25 protein-coding genes are annotated in these 22,638 nt (G+C 73.4%); 5 read left to right on the forward strand and 20 right to left on the reverse strand.

All coding sequences use genetic code 11. The annotated features are described in order from the left end of the window. Positions 1-13: 13 nt before the first annotated feature. The 4 genes from dapA to AMK25_RS21940 form a co-directional block, all read right to left on the reverse strand. Positions 14-940, reverse strand: coding sequence for a 4-hydroxy-tetrahydrodipicolinate synthase (gene dapA / locus AMK25_RS21925; RefSeq protein ID WP_073830263.1), 927 nt, complete (start codon positions 938-940; stop codon positions 14-16). A 52-nt stretch (positions 941-992) separates the two neighbouring features. Next, a complete protein-coding gene (thyX, locus tag AMK25_RS21930; protein WP_064447262.1) occupies positions 993-1,730 on the reverse strand; it encodes an FAD-dependent thymidylate synthase in 738 nt (245 codons plus the stop codon). A gap of 237 nt (positions 1,731-1,967) precedes the next feature. Next, the gene (locus AMK25_RS21935) at positions 1,968-2,546 is read right to left on the reverse strand and encodes a DUF2752 domain-containing protein (protein ID WP_443189920.1); all 579 of its coding nucleotides are present in this window, start codon (positions 2,544-2,546) and stop codon (positions 1,968-1,970) included. Between the two features lie 4 nt (positions 2,547-2,550). After that, entirely contained in the window at positions 2,551-3,774 is a 1,224-nt protein-coding gene (locus AMK25_RS21940; RefSeq protein WP_073830265.1) for a winged helix-turn-helix domain-containing protein, read from the reverse strand. A 97-nt stretch (positions 3,775-3,871) separates the two neighbouring features. On the opposite strand from AMK25_RS21940, the gene AMK25_RS21945 reads away from it, so the two are divergent. Further along, the gene (locus AMK25_RS21945; RefSeq protein WP_073830266.1) at positions 3,872-4,417 is read left to right on the forward strand and encodes a GNAT family N-acetyltransferase; all 546 of its coding nucleotides are present in this window, start codon (positions 3,872-3,874) and stop codon (positions 4,415-4,417) included. Here the strand turns inward: AMK25_RS21945 and AMK25_RS21950 are convergent. Then, positions 4,322-5,626, reverse strand: coding sequence for a glycosyltransferase family 87 protein (locus AMK25_RS21950; RefSeq protein WP_073830494.1), 1,305 nt, complete (start codon positions 5,624-5,626; stop codon positions 4,322-4,324). The genes AMK25_RS21945 and AMK25_RS21950 overlap by 96 nt on opposite strands. Before the next feature lie 35 nt (positions 5,627-5,661). Between AMK25_RS21950 and AMK25_RS21955 the strand changes: the two genes are divergently transcribed. Further along, positions 5,662-6,255, forward strand: coding sequence for a GNAT family N-acetyltransferase (locus AMK25_RS21955; protein WP_073830267.1), 594 nt, complete (start codon positions 5,662-5,664; stop codon positions 6,253-6,255). Between the two features lie 163 nt (positions 6,256-6,418). Here the strand turns inward: AMK25_RS21955 and AMK25_RS21960 are convergent, their stop codons facing one another. The 7 genes from AMK25_RS21960 to truB all read right to left on the reverse strand — a co-directional run bounded on the left by AMK25_RS21960 (position 6,419) and on the right by truB (position 14,173). Next, a complete protein-coding gene (locus AMK25_RS21960; protein WP_073830268.1) occupies positions 6,419-6,889 on the reverse strand; it encodes a GNAT family N-acetyltransferase in 471 nt (156 codons plus the stop codon). Positions 6,890-6,967: 78 nt separating this feature from the next. After that, the gene (gene dapB, locus AMK25_RS21965; RefSeq protein WP_073830269.1) at positions 6,968-7,729 is read right to left on the reverse strand and encodes a 4-hydroxy-tetrahydrodipicolinate reductase; all 762 of its coding nucleotides are present in this window, start codon (positions 7,727-7,729) and stop codon (positions 6,968-6,970) included. Between the two features lie 54 nt (positions 7,730-7,783). After that, positions 7,784-9,157 (reverse strand): M16 family metallopeptidase, encoded by a 1,374-nt coding sequence (locus AMK25_RS21970; RefSeq protein ID WP_073830270.1) that lies wholly within the window; start codon positions 9,155-9,157, stop codon positions 7,784-7,786. Between the two features lie 121 nt (positions 9,158-9,278). Next, positions 9,279-11,660 carry a polyribonucleotide nucleotidyltransferase gene (locus AMK25_RS21975; RefSeq protein WP_073830271.1) on the reverse strand — a complete coding sequence of 794 codons (2,382 nt, stop codon included), beginning with the start codon at positions 11,658-11,660 and terminating at the stop codon, positions 9,279-9,281. A gap of 220 nt (positions 11,661-11,880) precedes the next feature. Continuing rightward, complete coding sequence (rpsO, locus tag AMK25_RS21980; protein ID WP_013284678.1) at positions 11,881-12,150, reverse strand: 30S ribosomal protein S15; 270 nt, start codon at positions 12,148-12,150, stop codon at positions 11,881-11,883. A gap of 180 nt (positions 12,151-12,330) precedes the next feature. Continuing rightward, positions 12,331-13,257 (reverse strand): bifunctional riboflavin kinase/FAD synthetase, encoded by a 927-nt coding sequence (locus AMK25_RS21985; protein WP_073830272.1) that lies wholly within the window; start codon positions 13,255-13,257, stop codon positions 12,331-12,333. Between the two features lie 31 nt (positions 13,258-13,288). Beyond that, positions 13,289-14,173: a tRNA pseudouridine(55) synthase TruB gene (gene truB, locus AMK25_RS21990; RefSeq protein WP_073830273.1), complete on the reverse strand. Its 885-nt coding sequence runs from the start codon at positions 14,171-14,173 to the stop codon at positions 13,289-13,291. 108 nt (positions 14,174-14,281) lie between these two features. Here truB and AMK25_RS21995 point away from each other — a divergent pair, with 108 nt between their 5' ends. The 3 genes from AMK25_RS21995 to AMK25_RS22005 all read left to right on the forward strand — a co-directional run bounded on the left by AMK25_RS21995 (position 14,282) and on the right by AMK25_RS22005 (position 16,645). After that, positions 14,282-15,277 carry a hypothetical protein gene (locus AMK25_RS21995; RefSeq protein WP_073830274.1) on the forward strand — a complete coding sequence of 332 codons (996 nt, stop codon included), beginning with the start codon at positions 14,282-14,284 and terminating at the stop codon, positions 15,275-15,277. A gap of 41 nt (positions 15,278-15,318) precedes the next feature. After that, on the forward strand, positions 15,319-15,618 hold the full coding sequence (locus AMK25_RS22000) for a hypothetical protein (RefSeq protein ID WP_073830275.1): 300 nt from the start codon (positions 15,319-15,321) through the stop codon (positions 15,616-15,618). Positions 15,619-15,703: 85 nt separating this feature from the next. Then, on the forward strand, positions 15,704-16,645 hold the full coding sequence (locus AMK25_RS22005; protein WP_073830276.1) for a hypothetical protein: 942 nt from the start codon (positions 15,704-15,706) through the stop codon (positions 16,643-16,645). Between the two features lie 6 nt (positions 16,646-16,651). Here the strand turns inward: AMK25_RS22005 and AMK25_RS22010 are convergent, their stop codons facing one another. The 8 genes from AMK25_RS22010 to AMK25_RS22045 form a co-directional block, all read right to left on the reverse strand. Next, positions 16,652-17,974 (reverse strand): MATE family efflux transporter, encoded by a 1,323-nt coding sequence (locus AMK25_RS22010; RefSeq protein ID WP_073830277.1) that lies wholly within the window; start codon positions 17,972-17,974, stop codon positions 16,652-16,654. A gap of 47 nt (positions 17,975-18,021) precedes the next feature. Next, complete coding sequence (locus tag AMK25_RS32465) at positions 18,022-18,201, reverse strand: hypothetical protein (RefSeq protein WP_198937628.1); 180 nt, start codon at positions 18,199-18,201, stop codon at positions 18,022-18,024. A 548-nt stretch (positions 18,202-18,749) separates the two neighbouring features. After that, a complete protein-coding gene (locus AMK25_RS22020; RefSeq protein WP_175438725.1) occupies positions 18,750-18,959 on the reverse strand; it encodes a DUF6186 family protein in 210 nt (69 codons plus the stop codon). Then, positions 18,959-19,366 carry a hypothetical protein gene (locus tag AMK25_RS22025; protein WP_073830279.1) on the reverse strand — a complete coding sequence of 136 codons (408 nt, stop codon included), beginning with the start codon at positions 19,364-19,366 and terminating at the stop codon, positions 18,959-18,961. Before AMK25_RS22025 ends, AMK25_RS22020 begins: the two co-directional genes overlap by 1 nt. Before the next feature lie 136 nt (positions 19,367-19,502). Then, positions 19,503-20,531, reverse strand: coding sequence for a DHH family phosphoesterase (locus AMK25_RS22030; protein ID WP_073830280.1), 1,029 nt, complete (start codon positions 20,529-20,531; stop codon positions 19,503-19,505). A gap of 14 nt (positions 20,532-20,545) precedes the next feature. Next, the gene (gene rbfA / locus AMK25_RS22035; protein WP_073830281.1) at positions 20,546-21,031 is read right to left on the reverse strand and encodes a 30S ribosome-binding factor RbfA; all 486 of its coding nucleotides are present in this window, start codon (positions 21,029-21,031) and stop codon (positions 20,546-20,548) included. A gap of 181 nt (positions 21,032-21,212) precedes the next feature. Beyond that, entirely contained in the window at positions 21,213-21,506 is a 294-nt protein-coding gene (locus AMK25_RS22040) for a DUF503 domain-containing protein (protein WP_043325814.1), read from the reverse strand. Between the two features lie 41 nt (positions 21,507-21,547). Next, a complete protein-coding gene (locus AMK25_RS22045; RefSeq protein ID WP_073830282.1) occupies positions 21,548-22,591 on the reverse strand; it encodes a TRM11 family SAM-dependent methyltransferase in 1,044 nt (347 codons plus the stop codon). Positions 22,592-22,638 lie beyond the last annotated feature (47 nt).

The raw sequence follows: 22,638 nt of genomic DNA on the forward strand, positions 1-22,638 counted from the left end.
TCGTGTCGTTTGTTCATTCGGGCAGGGGCAGGCCCGCCGCGGCGCAGTCGGCGCGCAGCTGGGCCAGTTCGTCGCCGGTGGCGTCCACCAGCGGCGGTCGCACCGGGCCGGCCGGGCGGCCCTGGGCCGCGAGACCCGCCTTGACCAGGATCGTGCCCTGGGTGCGGAAGATGCCGGTGTAGAGCGGCAGCAGTTGCCGGTGCAGCGCGAGCGCGCCGGCGTTGTCGCCCGCCACGAACGCGTCGATCATCTGCTTGGTCAGCGCGCCGGTGAAGTGGGTGGAGGTACCGACCACGCCGACCGCGCCGACCGACAGCAGCGGCAGCGTGAGCGCGTCCTCGCCGCTGTAGTAGGCCAGGTCGGTGCGGCTGAGCACCTCCGCGGTGGCGAACAGGTCGCCCTTTGCGTCCTTGACGGCGACGATCCGGCCGTGCTCGGCCAGCTTCACGAGCGTCTCGGTGGCGATCGCCACACCGGAGCGGTGCGGAATGTCGTAGACCATGACCGGCAGGCCGGTGGCGTCCGCGACGGTGGTGAAGTGACGCAGCAGCCCGGCCTGCGGCGGCTTGTTGTAGTACGGCGTCACCACCAGCAGGCCGTGCGCGCCGGCCTTCTCGGCCTGTGCGGCCAGCTCGACGGTGTGCCGGGTGTCGTTGGTGCCCACCCCGGCGACGATCCGGGCCCGGTCGCCGACCGCCTCGACCACGGCGCGGATCAGCGACTCCTTCTCCGCGTCGGTGGTGGTCGGGGACTCGCCGGTGGTGCCGTTGAGGACCAGCGCGTCGTTGCTCTGCTCGTCCACGAGGTATTCGGCCAGCCGGACGGCGCCGTCCAGGTCCAGCCCGCCGTCCGGCGTGAACGGGGTAACCATGGCCGTCATCACACGCCCGAACGGGCGCGACGCGCCCTGGCCCGGGTCGGTGGAGTGGTCGTGCGTCATGCTCACAACCTAGCGGACGACCACCGGTGGCCCGGCGGCGAAGGGTGACGAGTCACTCGGCGTACGGGGAGGCCGCCACCTCGGTGCCGTCGGGCAGGGTGGAGATCTCGAAATCGGCGAAGACGTTCGGCGCGACACCCTTGAGCTGCCGCAGGCACTCCACCGCCAGCTCGCGGATCTCCACGTCGGCGTGCTCGGTGGCGCGCATCTTGACGAAGTGCCGCCACGCCCGGTAGTTGCCGGTCACCACGATCCGGGTCTCGGTCGCGTTCGGCAGCACCGCCCGCGCCGCCTGGCGCGCCTGCTTGCGGCGCAGCGTCGGGTTGGGCTCGTCGGTGAAGCGGGCCTCCAGCCCTTCCAGCAACTCGGTGTACGCCCGCACCGCCGCGTCGGTGGCCTCGACGAACTTCTTGTGCAGCTCCGGGTCGTCGGCGATCACCGACGGCTCGACCATCGCCGCGTCCCGCTCCGGCACGTACCGCTGGGAGAGCTGCGAGTAGGAGAAGTGCCGGTGCCGGATCAGCTCGTGCGTGAACGAACGCGACACGCCGCTGAAGTAGAAGCTCACCGAGCCGTGCTCCAGCACGCTCAGGTGGCCGACCTCCAGGATGTGCGCCAGGTAACCCGCGTTGGTGGCGGTCGCCGGGTTCGGCTTCTTCCAGCTCTGGTAGCAGGCCCGGCCGGCGAACTCGGCGAGCGCCTGCCCGCCGTCGGCGTCGGTGGACCAGGGCACCTCTTCCGGCGCCTGGAACTGGGTCCACGCGATCAACTTGACCTGGGGCTGCACCATCTCCGGCATTCCTGGGACTGTAGTTGGCCCGCGCCCGGCGAGGAAATCGGGCACGCGGCAGCGCCGCCGCTCCAGATCTGGGGATCTTGGTAGGAGAAGGCCCCTATGGGGGCGCTACGCTTCCAAGATCTCCCCTCGTCCCACCTTTCGGGACATCGATTCCGACTAGCGGGAGTGGTGCGACAGCGTCGGTGAAGCCGCCGGTGCGGTACGCGACCAACCGCGTCCGGCGGGAGGCTAGACGTAGAGCGAGGTGAAGGGCGCCCAGGGCAGGTTACGGGCCACCGAGAAGACACCCCAGGCGGCCAGGAACAACCCGATGGCCTTGGGGCTGAACCGCGGCTCCGGCAGCTTCCAGCCGAACGCCCGGTTGCCGGCCCAGGCCACGAAGAGCCAGGTCAGGAACGGCAGCGCGAACACGAACAGGAAGTGGTGGCGGGCGGCGGCCGGCAGGTCGCCGTGCAGCACGTACCAGAGCGCGCGGGTGCCGCCGCAGCCCGGGCAGTCGAGCCCGGTGGTGAGCTTGAGCAGGCAGGTCGGGCGGGCGTCCGGGTCGCTCTGGGTCGGGTTGCTGATCAGCGCGTACGCCAGGCCGAGGACGACGCAGCCGAGCGCGGCCAGCGGCACCGCCCAGCGCGGGGCGCGGGCGTGCAGGCGCAGGACCATGCGGGTGAACCGGTCGGTCTCGACCGGCTGGTACGCGACCGGGTACGGCCCCTGCCACGGCCCGTCGGGAGCGTGCGGCCCGGCGTGAACATGCGGCTCACTGTGGGCGTGCGGGTCGGGCTCGGTGGCAGGCCGGTCAACGCTCGTCACGCGCTCACCGTACACCCGCCACGCCCACCAGCGCGGCGGCCAGCGGCGCCGCCAGATCGCCGGCCGCCGGCGGGGCGACCGCGTCCAGGCCGAGCCAGCCGGCCAGCCGGTACAGCTCGGCGGCGAGCGCCACAGCGGTCTCCCCCGGGTCGGCACCGGGCTCGACCCAGGCCGCCGGCACCAGCAGCACGCCAGCCTTCCGGTCCGCCTTGAGGTCGACGCGGGCGGTGAAGCGCTCGCCCTGGCGGAACGGCAACACGTAGTAGCCGTACACCCGCTTCGGCGCCGGCACGTAGATCTCGATCCGGTAGGTGAAGCCGAACAGCCGCTCCGTGCGCGCCCGCTCCCAGACCAGCGGGTCGAACGGGCTGACCAGGGTGTTCCCGCGTACCCAGCGGGGCATCCGGGCGTCGGCGTGCAGATAGGCGGGATGCCGCCAGCCCTGCACCGTGACCGGGGTCAGCTCGCCCGCCTCGACCAGCTCGGCCACCGCCTGCCGCGCACCGGCCACCGGCAGCCGGAAGTAGTCGCGCAGCTCCGGCTCGGCCGCCACGCCGAGCGACCGGGCCGCGATCGAGACGAGAGCCCGGTACGCCTCGGCGTCGGTCGGGGTGGGCGCGTCCAGCACGGCGGCCGGGAGCACCCGCTCGGGCAGGTCGTAGCGGCGGGCGAACGAGTTGGTGCGGTCGGCGGCGGCGACCTCGCCGGCCCAGAACATGAACTCCAGCGCCCGCTTCACGACGGACCAGTTCCAGCCCCAGTTGCCGGTCTCGCGAGGCGCGTCGTGCTCGATCTCGGCGGCGGTCAGCGGGCCCCGGGCGGCCACCTCGTCGCGGACCCAGGCGAGCAGCCCGGGCTGCTCCTCGGCGATCTGGCGCATGCCGCCCCACGCCTCGTCGCGGGCCTTCGCCATCCGCCAGCGCAGCGCCGGGTGCAGCCCGACCGGCACCAGCGACGCCTCGTGCGCCCAGTATTCGAACAGCTCACGCGGGCGGCGGTAGGCGGCGGTGTCCAGCAGCTCGGTCGGGTAGGGCCCGAGCCGGCTGTAGAGCGGCAGGTAGTGCGCCCGCTGGAGCACGTTCACCGAGTCCATCTGGATCAGCCCGACCCGGTCGAGCACCCGGCGCAGATGCCGCCGGGTGGGCACGCCGGTGGGCGCCGGGTCGGCGAAGCCCTGTGCGGCCAGGGCCACCCGGCGGGCCTGGGCGAGGGAGAGCGATTCGGCCATCGTCGGCGACCCTAATCCAGCGGTCCGACACAATGCCGGACGCGCCGGGCGGGAGCGGCGGCTGGACCGATCGCCCGCCGGGGCATAGAACGGACAGGTGCTCACCATTCGCCGGGAGGAACCGGACGACGCCGAGGCGATCGCCCGGGTGCACGTCCACGGCTGGCAGGCCGGTTACGCCGGGATCATGCCCGCGGAGGTGCTGACCCGGCTGAACCCGCGTGCCTGGGCCCAGCGCCGCCGCGACCTCGGCACCGCCGACCCGGAGCACCCGTTCACCACGCTCGTCGCCGAGACCGGCGGGACAATCGTCGGTTTCACCACGTTCGGGCCGTACCGGAACAACCAGGACCGCGACGACCTCGACCCGGCCCACGGCGAGCTGGTGGCGATCTACCTGGAGCCCGCGCACTGGGGTTCCGGCGTCGCGCGGACGCTGCTCGCGGCGGCCCGCGACGGCCTGGCCGAGCGGGGCTGGACCGGGTACCGGCTCTGGGTGCTCGCCGACAACGCCCGGGCGCGCCGCTTCTACGAGCGGGCCGGGCACCTACCGGACGGTGAGGAGTCCACCTATCCGGTGCCGCTGTCCGGCGGACGCGCCCCGATCCTGCTCCGCGAGCTGCGGTACATCGCCGGAAGCTGACCCGGCCGGCGCGTCACCGCCGGGACGCGCGCCGCCCGTCGGCGTGAGCCAGCGGCGGATCGGCAGCCCGAGCAGCAGCGCCAGGCTGATCCACACGTACGTGTTGCTGCCGAGGAAGCCGTCCACGCCGGTGAAGTCCTTCTCCCAGGACCAGACGATCCGGCTGCACAGCAGCGCGTACCCGATCAACGCGGCGGCCAGCAGCAGACGGCGTCGCCGGCTGCGGGCGGGCGCCGCCATGCCGTTGTCCACCAGCAGGATCAGCCCGGGCAGCAGCCAGACCAGGTGGTGCACCCAGGTGACCGGGCTGACCAGGCACATCACGGCGCCGGTCAGGGCCAGGCCGGTGGCCTCGTCGCCGGCGGCCACCGCCGCCCGCGACCGCCACGCCCACACCACGAGCGTCACGAGTACGAGCAGCAGCCAGGCGATCGTGCTCGGGTGCTGCGGGTCGAGCCGGGCCACCACCCCGCGCAGCGACTGGTTGGAGACGAACGCCAGCTCGCCGACCCGGTCGGTGTTCCACAGCGCCTCGGTCCAGAACTCGCGGGAGGCGTCCGGGAAGAGACCGGCGGCCACGAGCGTGGCGACGGCGGCCGTGCCGACAGTGGTCAGCGCGGCCCGCCAGCGGCCGGTGACCAGCAGGTAGACGATGAAGATGCCGGGCGTCAGCTTGATCGCGGTGGCCAGGCCGATGCCCACACCCGCCCAGCGGCTGCGCGCCGGCAGCAGCCACAGCAGGTCCACCGCCACCAGGAACAGCAGCAGCATGTTGACCTGGCCGAAGTTGACCGTCTCCCGCATCGGCTCGTACGCGGCGGCCAGGCAGAGCGCGACGGCGAGGGCGAACCAGCGGGTCCAGCCGGAGCGGCGGGCGACCGGGTCCAGCAGCCGCCAGATCACCACGGCGCTCGCCAGCACCGTCAGCGTCACGCTCACCACGATCGCGGCGCTCCACGGCAGGTACGCCATGGGCAGCATCACCAGCGCGGCGAACGGCGGGTAGGTGAAGCCGTACTGGGTGCCGGACCGCAGGAAGTCGTAGATCTCGCCGCCGTCACGCGCCCAGTAGGTGAGCGCGCCGTAGTAGACCTGGAGGTCGAAGAAGCCGTGCCGCACAGCCGCCACGGACAGGAACACGGTGACCGCCGCGGCGAGCGCCGCCACGGCGACGGCCTGCGTGATCGTGCGCCCGGCACCCTGCGCCACCGTCACCCTCCTCGCCCTGCGTAGGCTCACGTGCCATGGCTGCAGGCTACGTCCGGCCCGCGCGTCCCGAGGACGCCGGCGAGATCGCACGCGTCCAGCTCGCGACCTGGCGGGTCGCGTACCGCCGGATCCTGCCCCGGCACGTGCTCGACAACCTGGACGAGGCGTACCTCGCCCGGCAGTGGAGCGCCGCGGTGCAGGAGCCGCCCTCGGGCGCGCACCGGGTGCTGGTCGCCGTCGAACAGGCGGCGCAATCCTATCTGGTGGGGTTCATCGCCTCCGGTCCGGCCGACGCCGAGGCGCTCGCTCCCGGCGAGCCGGCCGAGGCGCTCGCGGCGGGCGTCGCGGCGGTGACCGATCTGCTGGTGGAGCCCAGGTGGGGGCGACGCGGGCACGGCAGCCGGCTGCTCGCCGCGGCGGTCGAGCACTGGCGCGCCGACGGCCTGACCCGGGCGGTGGCGTGGGCGTTCGACGCCGACACGGCGACCCGCGACTTCCTCGGCTCGACCGGCTGGGAGGCGGACGGCGCGACCCGCGCGCTGGACGTGGACGACATGCTCGTCCCCCAGCTCCGCTTCCACGTGGCAGTCCCGGAATCCGCCGAGGAAAATCCTTCAGCCGACCGATGAGTTCCCGCCCGGTCGCCGGTCCACCACTCACGTGGGTGGGCCGGCGGTCCCGGCACGGGGCAGGACCGCCACCCCACCCGCCCCGATGCGGTCGATCATGAAGTTGGCGGCGGCCAGATCGAAAACGCCGCCAACCTCATGATCAACGGGGTTGGCGCGGGGGTCAGGCCGAGGGGCGGAGTTCGGCTACCAGCTCGTCGTCCTCCATGGCGCCGGTGGGGTGGAAGCCCAGGGCGGTGTAGAGGGCGGCGGCGGGCTTGTTGTCGGGGTGGTAGCTCAGGCGGATCGGCTCGCCCGCCTCGGCGAGCCAGTCGGCGAGCGTCCGCACCGTGGCGCGGCCCAGGCCACGGCCCTGCTCGGCGGCGTCGATCACCATGCCGCCGATCCAGCGCGACCCGTCGTCGTCCACGCCCCACATGACGTGCCCGACGACAGTCTCGTCGGCGTAGACGGCCAGCGAGTTCCAGACGTCCGAGCGCTCGGTGAGCAGCAGGTAGCGGGCGGCCAGCGCGGCCACGAAGGCACGCTGGTCGTCACGCGGGGCGACGTCCGCCACGGCCCGCCAGTTGTCGTCGTCCACCGGCCGCAGCGTCACCCGGCGGCCGGTGCGGTCGGAATGCCCGGAATCGATCATGGGAAGCAGCCTAGGTCGCCGCCCCCGACCAGGCAAAACGGTTTCCCGCAGCGGGCCACGGGGCGGCTCCCCGGCGGGTCAGTCGAGCAGGGCGTCCAAGCCGACTGTGAGACCGGGCCGGCGGCCCACCTCGCGGACCGCGAGCAGCACGCCGGGCATGAACGAGACCCGGTCGTACGAGTCGTGCCGGATGGTCAGCGTCTCACCGGTGGTGCCGAACAGCACCTCCTGGTGGGCGACCAGGCCGGTGGCGCGTACCGCGTGCACGCGTACCCCGTCGATGTCGGCGCCTCGGGCGCCGGTCACCTCGTCGCGGGTCGCGTCCGGCACGGGCCCCAGCCCGGCGTCGGCGCGGGCCGCGGCGATCAGCCGGGCGGTGTGGGTGGCGGTGCCGCTCGGTGCGTCCAGCTTGCGCGGGTGGTGCTGCTCGATGATCTCGACCGACTCGAAGTGCCGGGCCGCGCGCGCGGCGAACTGCATCATCAGCACCGCGCCGATGCCGAAGTTCGGGGCGATCACCACGCCCACGCCGGGACGCCCGGCCAGCCACTCGCGTACCTGGTCGAGCCGCTGCTCGGTGAAGCCGGTGGTGCCGACCACCGCGTGCACGCCGTTCTCGACGCACCAGCGCAGGTTGTCCATGACCGCGTCGGGGGTGGTGAAGTCGACGACCACCTCGGCGCCCGCCTGCGCCACGGTGGCCAGGTCGTCACCCTGGTCGACGGCCGCCACCAGGTCCAGGTCGGCGGCGGAGTCGACCGCCTTGCAGACCTCCATGCCCATCCGGCCCCGGGCGCCCAGCACGCCGACCCGGGCCACCGTGTTCTGCTGCTCAGTCACGGGCCACAACCTATCCCAGCGCCCGGCGCGCGGTCCGGCGGACCGGTACGGCGCTCAGCCCGTGACCGTGAAACTGCCGGAGTCGAACGGGCCCACCACGGCGAGGGACATCGGCCGGCCGAGCAGCTCGGCGGCGAGCGTGTTCACGTCGTCGAGGGTGACCGCGTCCACCCGGGCCAGCAGGTCGTCCACCGGCATCAGGTTGCCGTAGAGCAGCTCGCCCTTGGCGAGCCGGCTCATCCGCGAGCCGGTGTCCTCCAGCCCGAGCACGAACGAGCCCTTGCTCATCCCCTTGCCCCGGGCCAGTTCCGCCTCGGTGATCCCCTCGGCGGCGACCCGGGCCAGCTCGGCGCGGGTCAGGTGCAGCACCTCGTCCACCTTGCCCGGAGCGCAACCGGCGTAGACGGCGAACACACCGCTGTCGGCGTACTGGCTGGCGTAGGAGTAGACCGAGTACGCGAGGCCGCGCTGCTCCCGGATCTCCTGGAACAGCCGGCTGGACATGCCGCCGCCGAGCACGTTGTTCAGTACGCCGAGGGCGAAGCGCCGCTCGTCGGTGCGGTCGATGGCCGGGCAGCCGAGCACGACGTGCGCCTGCTCGGTCTCCTTCGGCTCGACGAGCGTGGTGGCCGGCTTGGTGCGTACCGCCGGGGTGGCCGGGCGGTGCGTCGCCGGCCCCGCCGGGTCGGTGTCCAGCGGGGTGCCGCGCACCGCCTGCCGGACCAGCTTGACCACCGTCGCGTGGTCGAGGTTGCCGGCGGCGGCGATCACGATCTGCGGCGCGGTGTAGCGGCGGCGGTAGAAGCCCTGGATCTGCCGCCGGGTCATCGGCGTGACCGTCTCCTCGGTGCCGGAGATGAGCCGGCCCAGCGGGTGGTCGCCGTAGACGGCGCGGGCGAACAGGTCGTGCACCTCGTCGCCGGGCTCGTCGTCGTGCATGGCGATCTCTTCGAGGATGACGCCGCGCTCGGTCTCCACGTCGGCGGGGGTCAGCACCGAGTCGGCGACCAGGTCGCACATCACGTCGATGGCCAGCGGCAGGTCCTCGTCCAGCACCCGCGCGTAGTAGCAGGTGTATTCCTTCGTGGTGAACGCGTTGGTCTCGCCGCCCACCGCCTCGATCTGGGACGAGATCTCCAGCGCGCTGCGCTTGTTGGTGCCCTTGAACAGCAGGTGCTCCAGGAAGTGCGCGGCGCCGGCCTGCGGGCCGGTCTCGTCGCGCGAGCCGACCGCCACCCAGATGCCGAACGACACGCTGCGCATCGCCGGGATCGCCTCGGTGAGCACCCGCAGCCCGCTGGGCAGCACGGTACGGCGGACGGTGCCGCCGAGCGGGTCGTCGCTGAGCGTCCGGGTGACCGCGCGGGCCGCTGCGCCGGGTCCGGTCGGTGCCGTCCCCCGTCCCGTGGAGGCGACTGACGAACTCACGAGAACCTGCTCTCCGGATGACGAGGAACGGCGGGACGTACGACGGCTCCAGTTCGCGCAGGCGACCTGGAGCCGTGGGCCGGCCCGGGTGACGCGGACGTCACCCGGGCCGGTCGGTGGATCAGCTGTGCCGGGTCCGGCGACGCGGACGGGAGTCGCCGCCGCCCTCGCCACCCTCGGAGCGGCGCTCGCCACCCTCGGAGCGGCGCTCGCCACGCTCCCCGCCCCGGTCGCCGCGGTCACGCGGGCCGCGGTCGCCGCCGCGGTCCCGGCCGCCCGACGGACGGTCGCCACCGGCGGCCTCACCGGCGGCCGGCGCCTCGGCGCCCTCCGGACGGATCTTGTCCAGGTAGATCTTGCCGCGGGCGTCGATGTCCGCGATCTCCACCTCGACCTTGTCGCCGACGTTGAGGAAGTCCTCGACCTTCTCGACCCGCTTGCCGTCGCCCACCTTGGAGATGTGCAGCAGGCCGTCGCGGCCGGGCAGCAGCGAGATGAAGGCGCCGAACGCGGCGGTCTTCACCACGGTGCCGAGGAACCGCTCGCCGACCTTGGGCAGCGTCGGGTTGGCGATCCCGTTGATCCGGTCCACAGCGGCCTGGGCCGCCGGCCCGTTGGTCGCGCCGACGTAGATCGTGCCGTCGTCCTCGATGGAGATCTCGGCGCCGGTCTCGTCCTGGATCGCGTTGATGGTCTGGCCCTTCGGGCCGATCACCATGCCGATCTTGTCGACCGGGATCTTCACGGTGGTGACCCGCGGCGCGTAGTCCGACATCTCGGCCGGCGCCTCGATGGCCCGCTGCATCACGTCGAGGATGGTCTGCCGGGCCTCGTGCGCCTGCTGGAGCGCGGCGGCCAGCACGTCCGACGGGATGCCGTCCAGCTTGGTGTCGAGCTGGAGCGCGGTGACGAAGTCCCGGGTGCCGGCGACCTTGAAGTCCATGTCGCCGAACGCGTCCTCGGCGCCGAGGATGTCGGTCAGCGTCACGTACTGGGTCTTGCCGTCGACCTCGTCGGAGATGAGGCCCATGGCGATGCCGGCGACCGGCGCCTTCAGCGGCACACCGGCCGAGAGCAGGCCCAGCGTCGAGGCGCAGACCGAACCCATCGAGGTGGAGCCGTTGGAGCTGAGCGCCTCGGAGACCTGCCGGATGGCGTAGGGGAACTCCTCGCGCGAGGGCAGCACCGGGAGGAGCGCCCGCTCGGCGAGCGCGCCGTGGCCGATCTCGCGCCGCTTCGGCGAGCCGACCCGGCCGGTCTCACCGGTCGAGTACGGCGGGAAGTTGTAGTTGTGCATGTAGCGCTTGCGGTTCTCCGGGGACAGCGTGTCCACCATCTGCTCCATGCGCAGCATGTTCAGCGTGGTGACGCCCAGGATCTGGGTCTCGCCGCGCTCGAACAGCGCCGAGCCGTGCACCCGCGGCAGCACGCCGACCTCGGCGGACAGCGGACGGATGTCACGCGGGCCGCGGCCGTCGATGCGGACCTGCTCGCGCAGCACCCGGTTGCGGACCTCGGACTTGGTCAGCGAACGGAACGCGGCGGACAGCTCCTTCTCGCGACCCTCGAACCGACCGGTCAGCTGCTCGGCGACCTTGGCCTTGATGCGGTCCAGGGCCTCCTCGCGGTCAGCCTTGCCGGCGATCTTCAGCGCCTCGGCGACGTCGGCGCGGGCCACGTCGGCCACCGCGTCGTACGCGTCGTCGGAGTAGTCCAGGAAGACCGGGAACTCGGCGACCGGCTTGGCGGCCACCTCGGCCAGCTCGCTCTGCGCCCGGCACAGCTCACGGATGGCCGGCTTGGCGGCCTCCAGGCCGCTGGCCACGATCTCCTCGGTCGGCGCGGTGGCGCCGCCCGAGATCAGGGTCACGGCGTTCGGGGTGGCCTCGGCCTCGACCATCATGATCGCGACCTCGCCGTCGGCAAGGGTGCGGCCGGCCACGACCATGTCGAAGGTGGCCCGCTCCAGCTCCTCAAGCGTCGGGAAGGCGACCCACTGGCCGTCGACGTGCGCGACCCGGGTCGCGCCGATCGGGCCGGAGAACGGCAGGCCGGAGAGCTTGGTCGACATCGACGCGGCGTTGATCGCCACCACGTCGTACGGGTGCTGCGGGTCGAGCGCCAGCACGGTCTCGACGACCTGGACCTCGTTGCGCAGGCCCTTGACGAACGACGGGCGCAGCGGCCGGTCGATCAGCCGGCAGGTGAGGATGGCGTCCTCGCTGGGCCGGCCCTCGCGGCGGAAGAACGAGCCGGGGATCCGGCCCGCGGCGTACATCCGCTCCTCGACGTCCACCGTCAGCGGGAAGAAGTCGAACGACTCGCGCGGCTGCTTGCCGGCCGTGGTCGCGGAGAGGACGACCGTCTCGCCCAGCTGGGCGACGACGGAGCCGGCGGCCTGGCGGGCCAGGCGGCCGGTGGAGAAGGTGATCTCACGGGTGCCGAAGGCCCCGTTGTCGATCACCGCGGTGCGGGATTCGGTGCCGAGGTTGGTCTCGGTCATGTGCTGTGGTGCTCCTTCGCGTCGTCGGCCGACGACACGGGAACTGCTCAGGCGGCCGGTCTTCGATCGAAGCGCCCGGGGAGGCCGGCGTCGTGCCGGGGTTCCCGGGGGCCACTACCGGAGACCGGTGCTGACCGGCTCCCTCTTCGGGTGTCGCGCGGCCGGGTTCTTCGGTGGTACTGCAACGGGGGAGCAGCCAGGCGGCCACTCCCCCGTCAGGTCATCGGCGCAGGCCGAGCCGCTCGATGAGCGACCGGTAGCGGTTGATGTCCTTCTTCTGGACGTAGTTCAGCAGCCGGCGGCGCCGGCCGACCAGCAGCAGCAGCCCACGGCGGCTGTGGTGGTCGTGCTTGTGCACCTTCAGGTGCTCGGTGAGCTCCGCGATCCGCTTGGTCAGGACCGCGACCTGCACCTCGGGCGAGCCGGTGTCGCCCTCGGCGGTCGCGTACTCCTGGCGGATCTTGGCCTTGGCTTCCTGGTCGAGCGCCATGTTCTCCCTGTTTCGTGGGTCATTCGATGAGGTCCGGAGCGGTCGTGGTGACCGGTGCAACGGACCGGTTCCTCGCACCCGCGGCGTCGTGCAGGCACGCGAGGCCCCCGTCGGTCAGCCGACGTCTCCGCCAGCCTACCAGCCCTCGGTCCGGACGGCCGGTCAAGGTCGCCACGCGGGTCAGGGCACCGCCCGGCGGGTGCGCTCCACGTCCTCGGCCATCTGGGCCACCAGCGGCTCGATCGCGTCGTACGTCCGCTGCTCGCGCAGGTGCGCCACGAAGTCCAGGGCCAGCCGCTCGCCGTACAGGTCGCCGCTGAAGTCCAGCGCGTACGCCTCCACCCGCCGTTCCCGGCCGGAGAACGTCGGGTTCGTGCCGATCGACACCGCCGCCGCGAGCGGTTCGCCGTCGCGGCGCACCAGGCGGGCCGCGTACACCCCGTCGGCGGGCACCGCCGCGTGCCGGTGGGTCAGCAGGTTGGCGGTGGGGTAACCCAGCTCACGTCCGCGCTGGTCGCCGCGGACCACCACGCCCTCGACCCGGTGCGGGCGGCCGAGCGCCGCCGCCGCCGCGCCCACGTCGCCCGCGTCGACGCAGGACCTGATGTACGTGGAGGAGAAGACCGTCCCCGCCTCGGCGACGAGCGGCGCGCCCTCCACCGCGAAGCCGAAGGTGCGGCCGAGCCGTTCCAGCAGCGGCACGTCACCGGCCGCCCGGTGCCCGAACCGGAAGTTGTCGCCGACCACCACGAGCGCGGCGTGCAGGTGCTCGACCAGGACGTCGTGCACGAACGCCTCGGGTGGCAGCCGGGAGAACTCGACTGTGAACGGCACCACGCAGAGCACGTCCACGCCGAGCCCCTCGATCAGCTCGGCCTTGCGCGCCGGCTCGGTGAGCACCGCCGGGTGCGAGCCCGGGCGCACCACCTCGGCCGGGTGCGGGTCGAACGTCACCACCACCGACTTGACGCCCAGTTCCCGGGCGCGCGCCACGGTGTGCCCGATGGTGGCCTGGTGCCCCCGGTGCACGCCGTCGAAGACGCCGATGGTGACGACCGAGCGTCCCCAGCCGCCGGGCGCCGCCTCGTACCCCCGCCACCGCTGCATGCCGTTCCTCCCCTGTCCGCCCACGCGCCGTTCAGGCCGGGGCCAGCACGATCTCCGCGCGGGCCCGCCCGTCCCGCTCGCTGACGATAGCGATCAGCCCGCCCGCCGGGTCGAAGACCGCGTACGGCCCGGTGATCCCGGCCGGGGTCAGCGGCCCGCCGTGGGAGAGCACCCGGGTCTCGTCGGCGGTGGCGTCCCGGCGCGGGAAGAACCGCGCGGCGGCGGCGTCCAGCGGCAGGTTCACCACGTCCGGCGCGCGCTGCTCCAACTGGTCGAGCGTGGCCGCCTCGGCGAGCGTGAACCCGCCGACGGCGGTGCGGCGCAGCGCGGTGAGGTGACCGCCGACGCCCAGCGCGGCCCCCGCGTCGCGGGCCAGGGCCCGGATGTACGTCCCGGACGAGCAGGTCACGTCCACGTCCACATCCACGACGTCCGGGATGTCCCGGCGGATGGCCCGCACCTCCAGCCGGGAGACGGTGACCCGGCGGGCGGGCAGCTCGACCGTCTCGCCGTCGCGGACCCGCTTGTACGCCCGCTGTCCGTCGATCTTGATGGCGCTGACCGCGCTGGGCACCTGGTCGATCTCGCCGGTGAGGGCGGCCAGCGCGGCGCGTACCCCGTCGTCGGTGACCGCGCCGGCCGGGGTGGTGGCGACCACCTCGCCCTCGGCGTCGTCGGTGACGGTGGACTGTCCCAGCCGGATCGTCGCGGCGTAGCTCTTGCCGGCGCCGATCACGTACGTGAGCAGCCGGGTCGCCCGGCCCACCCCGATCACGAGGACGCCGGTGGCCATCGGGTCGAGCGTGCCGCCGTGGCCGACGCGGCGGGTACGCGCCAGCCGCCGGATGCGGGCCACGACGTCGTGCGACGTCATGCCGCCGGGCTTGTCGACCACGATCAGACCGTCTGTGCTCACGACCGCCAAGCCTGCCAGACGGCGCCGATCCTCCCTGCGGGGGATACCGCCCTGCTTCGGCGGGGTGTCAAGATCGTGCGCCCCCGCCCCGTCTGCCCGGGAAGTCCGATGACCGATCACCGCTCCGTCCCCGACCCCCACGTCACCGATCGCCCGTCGGAGGACACGCTGGGACGGGTGCCCGAGTGGCTGCGCCAGCCCGCGCCCGAGGTCGAGCCGGGTCGCGGCGACCGCCTGCGGATCGCGCTCGGCGGGCACTCCGGCAAGCTGCTCGGCGGCGTGGTCGTGCTGGCGCTGCTCGCGTTCTTCGGGCTCGTCGGGGGCCTCGGCTACCAGGGCTTCCAGCGCTGGCGCGAGCCGGCCGCCGAACACCCGACGGTCAGCCCGCCGGTCGGCGAGCAGGCGTCCTCGTCGGCCTCGCCGCCACCGGCCGCCGGCCCGTTCGACGGCACCCCGGCGGCCGGGTTCCCGGAGGGCGCGGCCGGGATCGCGCTGCCCCGGGCCAAGCGGACCGGCGCGTTCAGCGAGAAGCAGGTGGCCGACGCGCTGGCCAAGGTACGCAAGGCGCTGATCACCGCCCGGCTGGACCGCACGTTCTTCACCGCGAAGGACCCGGAGCGGCTGGTCCGCCAGTTCGCCCCGGACGCGCGGGCCGGTGTACGCGACGACTTCCCCACCGGCGAGGCGGGCACCTACGCGACCCGGCTCGCTCCCGGCGCCCGGCTCACCGACGACCAGCCCCGGGTCAAGGGCCGGATCAGCTACCGGGCGACGAAGGACCGGGACGGCATCCGCATCCTGGAGGTGACCACGAACTTCGTCTGGGCGTACGCGTTCCCCACCACCAGCCCCACCCCGGGCGACGGCGTCGTGGTGGTCCACGACACGGTGAAGTGGAGCATGCCGCACCCGGCCGACGTGACCACCGCCTCCGCGGGGCTGTGGATCGAGCGTGCCGACTCGTACGCCTCCAACATCGACTGCGCCGCCCTGGACAAGGGGCTGCTGGCGCTCGGCAAGCCCTCGTTCGGCGGGCCGGCCGACCCGGACCCGGACGCGGTCTTCGACCCCGACAAGACCGTCGACCTGCCGGACACCTGCTGACCCGCCCGCCTCACCACGCCACCCCGCGGTAGGAGCCTCCGATGAGCGACGCCCCACCCCCGCCACCGCACCGCGCCCGGGTCGACCTGCCGGACTGGATGCGCAATCCGGAACCGCCCCGCCGCACCCTCGGCCGCCGCCTGTCCGGCCTGCTCGACGGCGTGCCGGCACTGGCGGCGGCGCGCCGCCGGATGTGGGCATGGCAGGGCCGGACCCGGTTCGGCGAGCGGCACCCCACGGTGGCCGCGATCGGGTCCTTCGTGTTCGTCCTGGTGACCGCGACGCTGCTGGTCGTCGGCATGCTCTACCTCGCGTGGGCGATCCGGCAGGGGCGGATCTGACCGGCACGGAAAAGGGACAGCGGGATCGGCGGCCGGGTGCAATGATCATGCACCCCCTGCCCCTGCACCCCCTCTGGAACGCCGCATGAGCACCGAACCCGGGACCACCCCACCCGAGCCGGATCCCTACGCCGTCGCCTCCCGGGGCGAGGAGATCCAGCTGCCGAGCTGGATGACCGGCGCGGACGCGGACGTCCCGCTGACGCGTGCCGAGCGCTTCCGCATGGTCTGGTCCCGGCAGCGCGGCAAGCGCCGCGTCGCCTTCGTGGTGGTGCTCGCCCTGGTGCTGATCGGCGGCACGGCCGTGCTCGGCCGGGTCACAGTCGACCGGGTGCGGTCCGGCACCGCCGCCGCGGCCTCGGCCGAGGCCAGCCCGTCTCCGGCTCCGCTCAGCCAGGTGGGCGAGCCGCGCGACCTGTTCGTGGGCACCGCCGGTGCGGACTTCGCGGTGGGTGAGGCCGGGATCGTCCTGCCGCCGGCCACGGCGCAGCCGCCGTTCACCGCCCGTGAGGTGGCCGCGGCGCTGACCCAGGTCCGGGCCGCGCTGGTCCAGGCCCGGCTCGGCCTGTCCATGCGCGTCGGTGACGCGGAGCCGTTCCTGGCGCTGCTGGCGCCGGACTCCCGCACCCAGTTGCGCCGGCACTTCGACGACCAGTCGTTCGTGCACTACGCCACCCGGATCGACTCCCAGGCCGATGTGGACGAGATCCGGGTCCGGGGCGAGATGAGCTACGAGGTGTTCACCGCCGAGGACGGCGAACCGAGCCTGCGGATCACCACCAGGTACGTCTGGATGTACGCGTTCGACATCCCGCGGACGACACCGGGCCCGGCGGGGATCGCCAGCATCCGCGACCAGGTGGTCTGGGAGATCTTCCAGCCCGAGGATCTGCCGGCGACGCAACGCGGCCTCTGGCTGATCTCCGCGAAGTCGAGCACGAACAACGTCAACTGCTCCCGGCTCAAAGAGGGCTTCTTCGTGGTCGAGCCGTGGATGGGCGGTCCCGGCTCGTTCAAGCCCTGCTGACCGGCGTCAGCGCACCGCGCCGACGACCGCCCACGCGCCCGAGCGCATCCGCAGCAGCAGGCCGGCCAGCCGTAGCACCACGAACAGCGTCAGCCCGGCCCAGATCCCGCCCAGCCCGAGTTCGAGCCCGTAGGCCAGCCAGATCGCCGGCAGGAATCCGCCGAACGCGCACACGATGGTGAGGTTGCGCAGGTAGCGCACGTCGCCCGCGCCGATCAGCACCCCGTCGAGCGCGAACACCACGCCGCCGATCGGCTGGAGCGCGACGAACCAGGGCCAGGCGGTCATGGCCTGCTCGCGTACCTGCGGATCGGAGCTGAACCACGACGGCACCACGCCGGCGCCGGCGGCGATCAGCACCGCGAACGCCACGCCGCACAGCCCGCCGAGCAGCGCGACGCGGCGGGCCAGGAACCGCGCGCCGGCCACGTCGCCGGCGCCGAGCGCGGCGCCGACGAGCGACTGCGCGGCGATGGCCAGGGCGTCGAGCACCAGCACCGTGAAGAACCACAGTTGCAGGGCGATCTGGTGCGCGCCCACCGCGGCGGCGCCGAAGCGGGCCGCTACGGCTGTGGCGGACAGGAAGCTGGCCTGGAACGCGACACCACGCACCAGCAGGTCGCGGCTGAGCACGAGCTGCTGCCCGATCACGCGGGGCCGGGGCCGCAGCGAGACCCGCTCGCGCACCAGCGCGCCCGCGAACAGGACGCCGGAGAGCGTCTGCGCGATCGCGTTCGCCACCGCCGAGCCGACCAGCCCGAGCCCGGCCGGATAGACCAGCAGCGGGCAGAGCACCGCGGAGAGCAGGTTCGGGCCGAGCACGAACAGCAGCGGCCGGCGAGTGTCCTGGATGCCGCGCAGCCAGCCGTTGCCGGCGGCGGCGAGCAGCAGGCCGGGCGCGCCGAGCGCCGCGACCCGCAGCCATCCGGCGGCGGCGTCGGCCACCTCGCCGGGGCCGCCGACGAGGGTACGCGCCAGCGCGCCCCCGCCGATCCCGAGAGCGATCGCCACCAGCACTCCGGTTGCCAGCGCGAGCCAGGACGCCTGCACGCCCTCGGCCACCGCGGCGGCCCGGTCCCCCGCCCCGAAGCGGCGGGCCGAGCGCCCGGTGGTGCCGTACGCGACGACGGTGCCGACCCACGCGGTGAGCGTCATGACGGTGCCGCCGACGGCGAGCGCGGCCAGCGGCACCCGGCCGAGATGACCGACCACCGCGGTGTCGACCAGGACGTAGAGCGGCTCGGCGGCCAGCACCACGAGGGCGGGCAGCGCGAGCGCGGCGATCCGCCGGGGTGTGGCGGCGGTGGCGGGGGCGGCAGTCGTGCTCATCGCCGCCGATCCTGGCACGCCCCCGGTAAGGTGCACAAGGCAGCGGACTACTTACTCACGTCGGCCAGGAACCGGGCGGTGTCGCGCCGCCCGCGCAGCCGCCGCACCGGCAGTCCGGGAGCGTGCTCGGCGAGCGCGGCTTCGCGTAGGTCGAGTCGCCGGGCCAGTTCACCGGCGAGCGTGCTCTTGCCGGCGCCGGAGCTGCCGACCACGAGGAGGCGTCGCACCGGACGACGGTAGCGGCGTGCGGGGCGGCGATGCGCCCCGAGCGGCGGTGACGTCGGCGTCGGGCCGGGTGTGGTCCTCGGGCCCGGCCGGCGTCACCGCCGGACGGCGTACGTCACTGACGGGTGTCCATCGAGGTCTGCAGCGCGCGGCGCATCTGCTCGCGCGCCTCGTCGGTGGTGGTCTCGGTCTGCGGCTTGCGCTTGCTGGGCATGTGAGGTCCTTCCAGGGTGCGGACCACCGGGACACGGTGGCCCTACGGGCGCCCGGCGCTCCGGCTCGGCGCGACCACTGATCGCGCCGCGACGGGAGTCGTCGGCGGCTGAGCGCCCGGCAGCGGTCCGGGATCACCGGAGCGGCTCGCCTGGCAGCGGGAGCCCGGGTCGGTCTGACCCTGGAGGGAGGCGAGGCCGGGTGCGGCACCACCGCCCGTGACCAGCGCCGCGAAGCGCCGGTCCCGCACCCAAATTAACGTTCACTTTCCAGATGCTGCCCACTGTTCCCGAAATGCGGAAAGATCAACGTCATCGTCCCGGCCCGGCAGGGGTGGTCAGCGGGCCAGGAAGTGCCAGCCCAGCCACCACCAGAAACCGAACAGACCGATCCGCCCGACCGGCACCGGGCCCACCTCGTACCGCATCACGAAGGCGCAGACATCGGCCAGCGACGGGATCCGCGACCCCTCCCGGCGCGCCGCCCACTCGACGACCGCGAACAGCACGATCGAGACTCCGAACCCGCCGATCGCCAGTGCCCGCATCATCGGCGCACCAGTCCCCAGAACGTGGACAGCCACGCGAACCAGGCCGCCGAGCGGATCACGCTGTCCTCCAGGAACGGATCGGCCAGCCGGGAGAGGGTGGGGAAGTCGTCACCCGCCGCCGCCATGAACGTCGCCCCCTCGAAGACCCCGAAGACTGTCACCGGCACCAGCCACCAGAGCGCGACAGGCGGCAGCCTGCGCGGCGCCGGACGCCGGGGCACCCGATTGCTCAGGCCGACCCAGATCAACCCCCCACCGGTGGTGAGGATGTAGAGGTTGGCCGCGGTCGAGAAGGACGGAAGTTGACCGCCGACCAGGGACAGGCAGATCAGCACCGGCACGGAGACGACCGGCCGGTCCCAGGCCCGGGTCGCCTCGACGGTGAGCTCACGGGGATGATCCATCACCCGATTGTCCCCAGCGTCACGCACGGCGGAAAGGCTGGCACGCCTCGTAATCGCTGGAAAAGCCGCCGATCAGCTCACACTATTGATCGCCGCCGCACCTCGGCGCGGCGGAAATTTCGGCGCAATTCCGCTTCTAAAGGGCTACCAGCGTCGCGGTGGCGAGTTCGGCGCGGATCCGTCCGACCAGCTCGTCGAGCGCGCCCCGCCCGGTGAAACCGGCCGCGAACCGGTGCCCGCCACCACCCAGCGCCACCGCCACCGCGCTCACGTCCACCGCGCCCTTGCTGCGCAGCGACACCGCCCACTCGGCCTCGCCCGACTGCTTGATCACGCAGCTCACGTCCGCCTCCTCGGTGCACCGGACCGAGTCGATGAGCGCCTCCAGCACGTACGCCGGCTGGTCGTGGCGGGCCAGGTCGTCGTGGGTCGCGTACGTCCAGACGAGCCCGTGCCCGGCGGCGGCCGCCGGTTCCAGCGTGGCCCGGCCGAGCACCTCGCCGAAGAGGCGGACAGCGCCGAACGGGCGGGTGTCGAAGACCCGCCGGGAGATGTCGCCGGGCCGGATGCCGGTGGCCACCAGGCGGGCGGCCATCTCGTGCACGGCCGGCGTGGTCGCCTCGAAACGGAACGAGCCGGTGTCGGTGGTCAGCGCGACGTAGAGCCCGGTCGCCATCTCCGCGTCCAGCGTCACGCCGAGCCGGTCCAGCAGCTCCAGCGCGACCACCGAGGTGGCAGCGGCATGCGGGTCGACCAGGTTGATCCGGCCGAAGCCGGTGTTCGAGGCGTGGTGGTCCAGCACCAGCGACGCGCCGGCCGTGGCCAGCCGGCCCACCAGGTCACCCAGCCGCGACTCGCTCGCCGCGTCGAAGCAGATCACCAGGTCGGGATCCGGGTACGCGTCGTCCTGCGGCACCAGCAGCTCCACGCCGGGCATCCAGCGGAACGGCTCGGGCACCTCGGCCGGGCCGGGGAACGTGGCCTGGAGATCGCGTACGCCGAGCCGGCGCAGCCCCAGCGCGAAGCCGAGCATGCTGCCCAGCGCGTCCCCGTCCGGGTTCACGTGGCAGATCAGCAGCACCCGCGCGTCGGCGGGAAGGTCACGTACCGCCGCGACGGCCGCCGCCCAGTCGGCTTCGGCCGGGCCGGCCGGCGCACGACCCATTGCCGCGACCTCGGTCACCGGCGGTCGCCGTCGCGCGGCTCGTCGTCGGCGGCCGGCTCGTCGTCGTCAGCGGCGTCCTCGTCGTCCTCGACCCGGTACGGCTGGGCGTCGCCCGCGTACGAGGCCCGGGCGGCCAGCCGCTGCACCTCGGCGTCGGCGGTACGCGCGGCCGCCAGCAGGTCGTCGATGTGCTTGACCTGGTCCTGCACGTCGTCGAGGACGAACGTCAGCGTCGGCGAGTGCCGCAGCCCGAGCGCCTTGCCGACGGTGCTGCGCAGCATGCCCTTGGCGCTCTCCAGCGCGGCGGCGGTGCTCGCCTGGGCCGCCGCGTCGCCGAGCACGGTGTAGAAGACGGTGGCGTCACGCAGGTCGGCGGTGATCCGGGCGTCGGTGATCGTGATCATGCCGAGCCGGGGGTCCTTGATCTGGCTGCGCACCACCGACGCGACGAGTTCCCGGATGCGCTCCGCGTGCCGGCGAACCTTTGCCTGATCCGTCATGTCCCCACCTCCGGGATCACCTGTACCGATGACGGCGCCGGATCGGCGTACGACCCGGACCGTCGGCCGTAGACGGCGGGCGCGTCGGCGCCGCCGGGTCCGACCGCCCAACGCAGAAGAACACTACCCGCGTCCCACCGGACCTCACGCGGCACGGGCGGACTGCCGCGCGACGCGCCGTTCAGTCGTCCTCACCGTGCAGTCGACGGCGCACCGACAGCAGCTCGGTCTCCGGACGGGCGGCGACCAGGCGCTCGCAGGAGTCGAGCACCTCGCGGACGTGGGCCGGCTCGGCGGCCACCACGGCCACCCCGATCTCGGCCCGCCCGTGCAGGTCCAGCGCGCCGACCTCGGCGGCGGAGACCTCGAACTTGCGCAACGCGGCGACGATCGGCCGGACGTAGGACCGCTTGGCCTTCAGGGACCGGGAGTCACCCGGGAGCAACAGGTCGAACAGTGCGGTTCCGGTATACACGGCGAGCAACGGTACGCCTGCCGCGTACCCCGGGCACGCGATTAAGGCGCGACCGCCACCAGCACGTCCCGCTCGATCGCCTGGTCGACCCGGTGGGCGAAGTCACCGAAGCCGGGGCCGTCGAGCACCCGCAGCCCGGCGTCGGCCAGCACCGCCTCCGCCTGCGCCCGGGGTGCCACGTGGGTGTTCCAGGACAGCCCCAGCGCGCCACCCGGGCGCAGCAGCTCCCGCCACACCGGCACGGCGGCGGTGAGCAGCTCCAGCGGGCTGCGGGACAACCCCTGACCGGTACGGCTGCCGTGCGCCACCCCGTACGGCGCGTCGGTGACGATCACGTCCGCGCAGCGCGGGCGCAACGCCTCGCGGGCCCGGGTGGTGTCGGTGTTCAGCACGGTGACCCGCTGGGTGGCCCCGGCCCGGTGCTCGTCCCGCGACGGCGCGAGCACCGCCTCGAACCGCCGGGCCACCAGCTTGCGGTCCCGGCGCACCGACGTCGACTCGGTGGTGTGCTTGAGCCGCTTACGGCGCAGCCAGGTACGCAGGAACGCCGCGTACGCCTCCACGTCCTGACTGTCACGCTCGATGCCGATGCCGTCGTAGCCGTACATGAGCGCCTGGTTGAGCGTGGTGCCCCGGCCGCAGAGCGGGTCCAGCACCACCACCGGCCCGTCCAGCATCCGCGGCGCGGCGGCGGAGGCGAGCACTGTGACGTTGAGCAGCAGCCGGGTGAACTGCTCGTTGGTCTTGCCGGCGTACTTCGGGATGGTGATCAGGTCGGAGTCGTACCGGGCCAGCGGGCGCAGCGGCACCGGCCGCAGCAGGTCATCACCCACCCGCTCGAACAGCGCGTACGCCGCCGACAGGTTCGCCAGGTGGGCCACGTCCCGCTCGCCGAGCCCCGGCCCGGGGGCGGTGAACGCCAGGTACTCCACGCCGCCGATCCCGGTCACCTCCGCGTCAGCCGGTACGACGTCGAGCACACCGGAGCCGGCGAACACGGCCAGTTCGGCGCGCGCCAGCCGGGCCGCCGCGTCGGCGTAGACGCGGTTGGCGGAGGGGGCGAGGAGCAGCGCGTACCGGGTCACGCCGGAGATTGTCGCAGCCTGCGGAAACGGCGACGGCCGGGGCCCGA

Source organism: Micromonospora sp. TSRI0369, assembly GCF_001905625.1.
In the GTDB taxonomy this organism is placed as follows: domain Bacteria; phylum Actinomycetota; class Actinomycetes; order Mycobacteriales; family Micromonosporaceae; genus Micromonospora; species Micromonospora echinospora_A.

Bases quoted from the DNA above. Each gene is read 5' to 3' on its own strand.
- dapA (WP_073830263.1), bottom strand. From the start codon at position 940: ATGACGCACGACCACTCCACCGACCCGGGCCAGGGCGCGTCGCGCCCG.
- thyX (WP_064447262.1), bottom strand. From the start codon at position 1,730: ATGGTGCAGCCCCAGGTCAAGTTGATCGCGTGGACCCAGTTCCAGGCG.
- AMK25_RS21940 (WP_073830265.1), bottom strand. From the start codon at position 3,774: ATGGCCGAATCGCTCTCCCTCGCCCAGGCCCGCCGGGTGGCCCTGGCC.
- AMK25_RS21955 (WP_073830267.1), top strand. From the start codon at position 5,662: ATGGCTGCAGGCTACGTCCGGCCCGCGCGTCCCGAGGACGCCGGCGAG.
- AMK25_RS21960 (WP_073830268.1), bottom strand. From the start codon at position 6,889: ATGATCGATTCCGGGCATTCCGACCGCACCGGCCGCCGGGTGACGCTG.
- AMK25_RS21975 (WP_073830271.1), bottom strand. From the start codon at position 11,660: ATGACCGAGACCAACCTCGGCACCGAATCCCGCACCGCGGTGATCGAC.
- rpsO (WP_013284678.1), bottom strand. From the start codon at position 12,150: ATGGCGCTCGACCAGGAAGCCAAGGCCAAGATCCGCCAGGAGTACGCG.
- AMK25_RS21985 (WP_073830272.1), bottom strand. From the start codon at position 13,257: ATGCAGCGGTGGCGGGGGTACGAGGCGGCGCCCGGCGGCTGGGGACGC.
- AMK25_RS21995 (WP_073830274.1), top strand. From the start codon at position 14,282: ATGACCGATCACCGCTCCGTCCCCGACCCCCACGTCACCGATCGCCCG.
- AMK25_RS22000 (WP_073830275.1), top strand. From the start codon at position 15,319: ATGAGCGACGCCCCACCCCCGCCACCGCACCGCGCCCGGGTCGACCTG.
- AMK25_RS22005 (WP_073830276.1), top strand. From the start codon at position 15,704: ATGAGCACCGAACCCGGGACCACCCCACCCGAGCCGGATCCCTACGCC.
- AMK25_RS22010 (WP_073830277.1), bottom strand. From the start codon at position 17,974: ATGAGCACGACTGCCGCCCCCGCCACCGCCGCCACACCCCGGCGGATC.
- AMK25_RS22020 (WP_175438725.1), bottom strand. From the start codon at position 18,959: ATGCGGGCACTGGCGATCGGCGGGTTCGGAGTCTCGATCGTGCTGTTC.
- AMK25_RS22025 (WP_073830279.1), bottom strand. From the start codon at position 19,366: ATGGATCATCCCCGTGAGCTCACCGTCGAGGCGACCCGGGCCTGGGAC.
- AMK25_RS22030 (WP_073830280.1), bottom strand. From the start codon at position 20,531: ATGGGTCGTGCGCCGGCCGGCCCGGCCGAAGCCGACTGGGCGGCGGCC.
- rbfA (WP_073830281.1), bottom strand. From the start codon at position 21,031: ATGACGGATCAGGCAAAGGTTCGCCGGCACGCGGAGCGCATCCGGGAA.